This is a genomic window from Antrihabitans spumae, from assembly GCF_043944905.1.
GTDB lineage: Bacteria > Actinomycetota > Actinomycetes > Mycobacteriales > Mycobacteriaceae > Antrihabitans > Antrihabitans spumae.
The window spans coordinates 1-6,464 of record NZ_JBIMSN010000065.1 but is presented as its reverse complement, the minus strand read 5'-3'; the positions used below and the strand labels follow the sequence as shown (position 1 = coordinate 6,464).

Annotated in this window: 2 protein-coding genes; both read right to left on the bottom strand. The window is 62.4% G+C overall.

The annotated features are described in order from the left end of the window. Positions 1-5,387: amino acid adenylation domain-containing protein (locus tag ACHIRB_RS16770; RefSeq protein WP_395127728.1), on the bottom strand; the 5,387-nt coding region annotated here is incomplete at its 3' end. A gap of 639 nt (positions 5,388-6,026) precedes the next feature. Next, a complete protein-coding gene (locus tag ACHIRB_RS16765) occupies positions 6,027-6,311 on the bottom strand; it encodes a hypothetical protein (protein WP_395126229.1) in 285 nt (94 codons plus the stop codon). Positions 6,312-6,464: the final 153 nt, after the last annotated feature.

Sequence of the window (6,464 nt, the reverse complement as noted above, 5' to 3'; positions counted from 1 at the left end):
CCGAGGGCGAACAGCCCGACCCGCAACGGAACAGCCTGCGTCACATCGAACCCAGCGCCGACCAATCCCGCTACCGCAGCGAGTAACTCGCCCTCGACGACCGTTGCCGGCACTACGTCTGGCACTGCCTGCGACGTCGGCACGACCACCTGTACGCCAACGCCATCGATCGCCGGATACACCGTCCGCAACACCTCGTGCCGCTCGACGACGTCCGAGATCGCAGCTCGCAACGCTTCGATATCCAGGGCGCCCGACAACCGGACCGCCACCGGAATGTTATTGACTGCCGAGCCTGGTTCCAACCGGTTCAAGAACCACATTCGTTGCTGCGCCAACGACAATGGAACTCGCTCCGGACGCATTCGCGGCCCCAACGCCACCCGGCCACCGCGTCCCACATGGCGTTCCAACCGCACGGCCAAGGCCTCGACGGTGCTCGCTTCGAACAGCACCCGCACCGGCACCCGCGCGTCCAAGGCAACGCCCAACCGCGCCACGACCCGCGTGGCGATCAGCGAGTTGCCACCTAACTCGAAGAAGTCGTCGTTGACGCCGACGCGCTCGACACCGAGCAATTCCGCGAATACCCCTGCGACAATCTCCTCGACCGGCGTCGACGGCACCCGAAACGCCCGCACTTCGAACACGGGCTCCGGCAACGCCCGCCGATCGACTTTCCCCGATGCCGTCAACGGGAATTCGTCGATGACCACCACTGCCGACGGAACCATGTACGAGGGCACCCGCGTCCCCACGAACTCTCGCAAATCCCGCACATCGATCACGGCCCCCGCGACAGGAACCACGTAGCCCACCAACTGACTGCCGACTCGCGGGTCGACCCGGGCCACCACGACAGCGCGCGCCACCGACTCCGCCGCCAGCAATACGGACTCGATCTCACCAAGTTCGACTCGCTGACCTCGCACCTTTACCTGAAAGTCCGTGCGCCCCAAGTATTCCAGCTCACCGAACCGGTTCCACCGCACCAGATCACCGGTCCGGTACAACCGCTCGCCCACGGCAAAGGGGTTTGCCACAAACCGTTCACCAGTCAGGTCTGCCCGACCGAAGTAGCCGCGCGCCAACTGGACACCCGAAACGTACAACTCGCCAGCAACGCCTGCTGGCACATGACTCAAGCGCGAATCCAGCACGTAAACACCGGAATTCCAGACTGGCCTACCGATCGGCATTGCCGAACGCTGCTCGTCGCGACTACGCTTCCACGCGGTGATGACCTCCACCTCGGCGGGTCCGTACCAATTGTGCAAATCCGCAGAACTCTGCGCTGCAAATCGGTCAGCCAGGTCGGATTGCAGTGCTTCACCGGCGGCGAAGACTCGGCGCAGGCTCGCGCCGACCGCGGGCGCCGTCGCGAGGTACAGATCGAGCATCGACGGAACGAAGTGGACGGTCGTCACACTGTGTCGTTCGATCATCTGCGAAAGGTAGAAGGGATCCTTGTGTCCCTGCGGCGCCGCAATGACCATCACCGCGCCGGTGTGCAACGTCCACAGCATTTCCCAGATGGAGATGTCGAAGACAATCGGGGTCTTGTGCAGAACGACGTCGGTGCCGTCGAGCGGGTAACGATCTTGCGCCCACAGCAGTTGGCTGACCGTCGCAGCGTGCGGCAGCGCCACACCCTTAGGCTGGCCGGTCGAGCCCGAGGTGTAAATGAGGTAAGCGGTGTTCATGGGGCGCAGCGCGGCAGTCCGCTCCGCATCCGAAATCCGGCTTCCAGAAACATGTTCGAGCGCGATCCGGTCGATCTCGATTCTTTCGACGCTCGCAGGAATTACGGCCTCGTCGGCGCTCACCACGAGGACTGCGCGCGGGCCGGCTGACTCGACAACGTGTGCAAGGCGTTCGGCGGGTTGGTCAGGATCCAATGGGACGTAGACGCCGCCTGCCTTCAGGATCGCGTAGAGCGCCACGACCAGTTCGATCGATCGGTTCATGGCAACGCCTACCACGATCTCAGGTCCGACACCAAGCGAAATCAAGTGCCGGGCAATCTTGTTCGCTCGTTCATCGAGATCCACATACGTCAGTGTCTCGTTTTCGAACACGACAGCAACCGCGTCGGGCGTGCGGACAACCTGATCATCGAACAACGAAACAAGCGTCACGTCAGCGGCGATGGGCTGAGCGGTGTCGTTATAGCTCGCCAACAGTGCGCGTTCGTCAGCATCGAGGATGTCGATGTCGCCTACCTTGCGATCGACGTTTGCGATGATGGATTCGACGATCCGCTCGAAGCGAGCGGCAAATCGAGTCGCGGTTTCTCGCTCGAAGAGATCGGTCGCGAAAATTATCGACCCCGAAATTCCCATCGGCGAACCCGACTCGTCGAACTGCTCCTCCAGCGTGAACTGCAGGTCGAACTTCGCAAGTTCCGTCTCGACTTCGACGCCGCGCAGCGTCAAACCTGGCAATTCCAGGTGTGTTTGTGCGAAATTCTGCAAAACGAGCAAGGTCTGAAATAGCGGCGAGTGGGCCGTGGAACGTGTCGGTGCCAGTTCATCGACTAACCACTCGAAGGGAAGTTCGGCGTGATCGAATGCTGCAACGTCGGTGCGCCGAACGTTGTCGACGAGATCGCGGAACGAGATGTTCGAGTCGACTTCGGTTCGCAGCACCAACGTGTTGACGAACATTCCTATGAGGCCTTCAAGTACCTTGTCCCCCCGGCCGGCGATCGGAGTTCCGACCGCAATGTCGGCCGAACCGGAGAGTCGGGCCAACAAAACCGCAACCGCTGCGTGAAGGACCATGAACAGTGTGCTGTTCTGCTCACGAGCCAGCTTGTACAACTGCTCGTGGGCACCCTGGTCCAGTGCGAATTGCAATGACTCGCCGCGATTGGACTGAACGCTCGGCCGGGGGCGGTCGGCAGGCAGATCGAGTACCGCCGGAATCCCGTCCAGTGCCTCGCGCCAGTAGGCGATCTGGCGCGCCGCAACGGAGGTCGGGTCAGTGGCCGAACCGAGCAAGTCCAGTTGCCGCAGCGCGTAATCGGCGTACTGCACGGGCAGTGGCGCAAATGCCGGGCTCTCGCCGCGCGACCGCGCCTCATAGGCGATCATGACGTCGCGCGCGAGCGGGCCGAGCGAGGAGCCGTCGCACGCGATGTGATGAATCACCACGGCGAGAACATGATCGGAAGGATCGACTTCGAAAAGACTTACCCGCACGGGAATTTCGCCCGCCAAATCGAAGCCTCGACCGGCGACTTCGGCAACGTTGGGGACCAGCTCGGTCGAATCGACATGCGCAAACGCAATTTCGATCGCAGCATCGCCCGCGTCGAGTATCTGCTGAACGGGTTCGCCGTCGATGGTCGGGTATATCGTCCGCAACGATTCGTGCCGCGAGATCACGTCCGCGAGTGCAGCATTGATCGCATCGGTGTCGAGATCCCCGACCAAACGGACGACGAGAGGCACGTTGTAGACCGCCGAGCTGGCCTCGAACTGCCCGAGAAACCACATCCGCTGCTGCGCGTACGACAACGGTAGCCGCGCCGGGCGAGGACGCGCCACAATCTCTTTGGACTTGTGGTCCCCCGCGGGCATGGCCTCGATGCGGGCCGCGAGACCGGCGACGGTAGACGCCGAGAACAGCTCCCGTGCACCGATTCGCCAGCCGAGGATCGAACTCAGCCGCGCCGTGACGCTCGTTGCCATCAGGGAGTTTCCGCCGAGTTCGAAAAAGTTGTCGTGCGCGCCAATAGGACTCGTGTCGAGCACGTCGGCGAAAACCTCGGCGACCGTCTGCTCCAAACCCGCTGTGGGCTCGATGAATTCGGCATGTTCGAGAGTCGGAGCGGGAAGTGCTGCCCGATCTAACTTCCCGACCGGAGTGAGCGGAATTTTGTCGATCACAGCGATTGTTGTCGGAACCATGTATCCAGGCACCGACTGTCCGACGTGCTCAAGCAGGGCGGCCGTGTCGACGATCGAGCCGACAGTCGGCACCACATACGACACCAGAATTTGGGCGCCGGTGCCGATTTCGCGGCCAACGGTGACCGCGAAATCGACATCGGGGTGCGAAACGAGAACGGAGTCGATTTCGCCGAGCTCGATCCGGTATCCGCGGATCTTTACCTGAAAGTCGTTCCGCCCAACGTATTCGACTTCATTTTTCGGCGTCGATCGGACGATGTCGCCCGTTCGATACAGCCGCCCGCCAGGCGCTCCGAAGGGATTTGCGACGAAACGCGCGGCAGTCAGCGAAGGTCGGGCGTGGTAACCGCGGGCCAATCCCGGACCGGCCAAATACAGCTCGCCCGCAACGCCCTGCGGTACTTCCCCGAGTCTCGCATCGAGAATCTGGTTCGATACACCCCTAATGCCGCGCCCGATCGTCACCGGTTCGCCAGGCTGCAGCGCCTCGGAAATATTCGTCATGATCGTCGTTTCGGTCGGACCATAACCGTTGTGGAATCGGCACTTACTTCCCCACCGACTTACCAATTCCGGCGGACAGGCTTCGCCGCCCACAACGATCATCTCGACCGAGTCAAGCCCGCTCGGATCCACGGACGCCAGGGCCGCCGGAGTGATAAACCCATGGGTGACACGCTCCTCAGCAATGAGCGCGGCGAGCTCCGATCCACCGAACACCGTGTCGGGAGCAATGACCATAGTCGAGCTGGCGCCGATTGCCAGGAGCAATTCGAGAACCGCGGCGTCGAAGCTGGGCGACGCGAAATGCAGTGTCCGCGAGGCGGACGTCAATTGATAGCGCTCCACTTGCTCAGCGCAGAAGGCTCCCAAACCCGCCTGGGTTACAACGACGCCCTTCGGACGCCCAGTCGAACCTGACGTGTAGATAACATAGGCCGGGTGTTCAGCTCGCAATTGCGATAGCCGGTCACCGAAGGCAATAGAGTCGTCGGGGAGTTTTGAGATCGCCGAAGAAGTATCCGGATCGTCCAGAACGATCCATTCCACAGTCGCAGGCAGTCCGTCCCGGAACTCGGCCGTAGTGATGCCGACCGCGACGCCCGAATCGGTAAGCATGTGCAGGACACGATCTTCCGGATAACCGGGGTCGATAGGAACGAAGGCGGCGCCTGATTTCGCGATACCCCACACCGAGGTTACAGACTCGATCGACCTGGCCAACGCGACCGCTACCAGGCCCTCGGGGCCGATCCGCCGGCCGATGAGCATGCGCGCCAATTGTGAGGACTGCCTGTCCAGATCCTCATAGGACCTCTTCCGGCCTTCGCAAGTCACCGCATCGGCACTCGGCGCGCGCTCGGCGGCCAGCGACATCAGTTGGGGAAGCAAGACCACCCTGGCGGCGCGTGGCCGCGCCGGTCGCCGGCGCGCGGGGGCTTTGTCGCGGTCCGCCTTGTGGTCGTCCATCACTCACCCCGATCGTCGCGCACCCACGTTGGGCACCGATGTTGCATGCACTACCTCGCTCCACGTCGTGGTCGATGCGCATATGACTAATGCGAGTCTATCCCGGATCTTTCGCGTGCCTGATGTGCTGGCATGAGCGGTTTCGGATTTGGTTGTTGATCTTGGATTGTCCGGTATGCGTTAGCGGTATCGCCCACGCAGCGGGTGCTGCGTGTTCCACGGTCCCGGGTGTGCCGTTCGGCTGTCGGTTCGGGTTGGTGCTGGTCAGCCGGGCTGTAGGCGCGTCACGGCGGCGACGTCGAGTGCTCCCGCCGGGGGCGTGGGCCGACCGTCGGAGTCGGGTTTTTCGGGCATAGCTGGCGATGCAGGCGGCGATGGAGAACAGGCGCAGTCCTAGCCGTTGGGGCTTTTCATCGGCACGCGTCGTGGTCGTGGAGTGCGATCAGTTGCAGCCGTGCCGGCAATTCCATGTCGAATCGCACGACCGCGCACCATATCCGGGTCTGGTCAAACCCGTGCAGCGGAAGGTTCTGCAACGCAGCATCTTTGGCGTTGCGGATGCGATCCTCTTAGCGGTTCCGGCAGTGGCGAAGTACAGGTCGGCCAACTGACCCGTTCCGGCGCTGGTGGCGAACGCGGTCAACCGCCGGCCGTTGGAGTCGGCGAACCGGAACTGTGCGCATTCTTCCCGACGATTACCGCATCCCGTCGGGCCAGCCCAGCAGCGCACATAACCCGGTTGACGCGGCCACCCACCCGCCGGACCTGCCCGTCGGCGTCGTAGGACGGCATCCACGCGGTATCGCGGATCAGTCCGACTGTGGCGGGTCTGGCCTCGGTCAGGCCGAACCAGTTCGTGTACAGATGGCACCGCTTGTGCAGGTAGTCGAGGATTCGTGGGTGTCCCGCAGAATCGGAGCGCACCAGCACTTTGCGCTCGACTTAATAGTCGGGTGCAAACGGTAACTACATGCACCAGCCAACACCGTCTTGTGGTCGGCGGCATTATTGCTATTGCGTGTCGTCTGCCATGAGCATGGGACCACTGTGAGCTGATTTCTGCCAGGTGCATGGGAC